Raw genomic sequence first — 1,441 nt, forward strand, 5'->3', positions numbered from 1 at the left:
TTTTTCAAATTTTCACGTAGAAATTATTCGGCATAAAATTTAGAAATCAGAAGGGTAGAGGTCAATAAATGTTCAAATTTGCAAAATCTTCGATTTGATAACGCTCTTCAAATATTACGGACAACGGAAAAAGTATTGGCGAAGTGCGGGCTAAATGGAACGAAAAGTTCAATTTAGACTGACCGTAGCCGATGCTTTTTTCTTACACTAAATTACTCTTTTTTGTGGAATAAAAAAGCAGCGGCGGATAAATTTGAAAAATAGTTCAATTTAGCCTTAACCCCGCATTTTGCCAATACAATGTTAGCCGTAGTTTATTTTTTTTCGCAGAAGTCAATCAAATAATTTCTGATTTCAAAATCTGATTTATCCCCAATTTTTTCAAAAGTTTTGCATGCATTTTCATTTTGTCCTGTTGCTAAATAGGATATCCCTAAATCTAATAAACATTCTTTGATTAGTGTTTTAAATCGGTTGTTTTTTATATCCAAACTCTCAACTTGTGAAAATTGTTCAATGGCTTTTTCAAATTTATTATTTCGGTAATATTCTAATCCTTTGGCTCTAATTTGATATAATTTTTTTTCATCTTTATCACTTAAATCATTTGCCCATTTTAGCTGATTTATTTCATCGCGAATTAGTAGATTTTTCCCTGTTAAATTTTGAAAATATTTTTCAGATTTTTTTAAAGCATTTATGTATTCATTATCAAAACTATTATCTATTGAATTCAAAACTTTTATATCTTGGATTTTATTGTCTTTTGTTAAAACAAATTCTACCTGAAAATTCAAATTTATAAAATCTTTTGAATCGCGATCTTTTGTATTTTTACTTATATATTCTTCAAAAGATAATTCATTGTTAAATTCATATCCAGACAAATCATTATCCAAATATAAAGTTTGCCCATTTTTTTCAATTTCTTTAAGTGAGAATTCTGGATATTTTTGAATGAAATCATCAACTTTTAAAAAATAACTAGTTTTATTATCTCCTTCATCTTGAGCAATTAAATATTTCTCTTTAATTAAAAAGTTAATTTTTCTGAATTGAGTTTTTATTTGCTCTGAAGAAAAGGTTGCATCAAAATTTTGGTTGTTAATTTTTATCGATTTAGGTTTAATTGTATAAATTAATTTTGTCGAATAATTTGGATTATTAATCTCGATATTACGTCCATCATTAAACATTGTTTTTACCAGAATCCATTTTCCTATTAGATTTTGATTTTGCGAATAACAAAATGAAAATGCGATAAATAAAAATATTGTTATTAGAATGCGGTTCATTTGTTTTTAAATTGCGGCTAACGGTTTGCGGCTTTGTGAAGTGCGGACTTTGATTATCAAGTACTTATGCAATCTCAACACTTAGCAAAAAGCCATTTTCCTTTTGCTAAAATACAAAAATTAGGAAAAGAAAAAGGCTTTTTGCG

Annotated in this window: 1 protein-coding gene; it reads right to left on the reverse strand. The window is 27.1% G+C overall.

Annotated elements, in window-relative coordinates; translation table 11 throughout:
- Positions 1 to 314: 314 nt before the first annotated feature.
- A complete protein-coding gene (locus EIY84_RS11700) occupies positions 315 to 1,295 on the reverse strand; it encodes a tetratricopeptide repeat protein (protein ID WP_124643382.1) in 981 nt (326 codons plus the stop codon).
- Positions 1,296 to 1,441 lie beyond the last annotated feature (146 nt).

It is taken from the genome of Amniculibacterium aquaticum (assembly GCF_003852705.1).
Lineage (GTDB): Bacteria > Bacteroidota > Bacteroidia > Flavobacteriales > Weeksellaceae > Amniculibacterium > Amniculibacterium aquaticum.

Excerpts from the sequence above, each read along its gene's own strand:
- EIY84_RS11700 (WP_124643382.1), bottom strand. The coding sequence starts at position 1,295 with ATGAACCGCATTCTAATAACAATATTTTTATTTATCGCATTTTCATTT.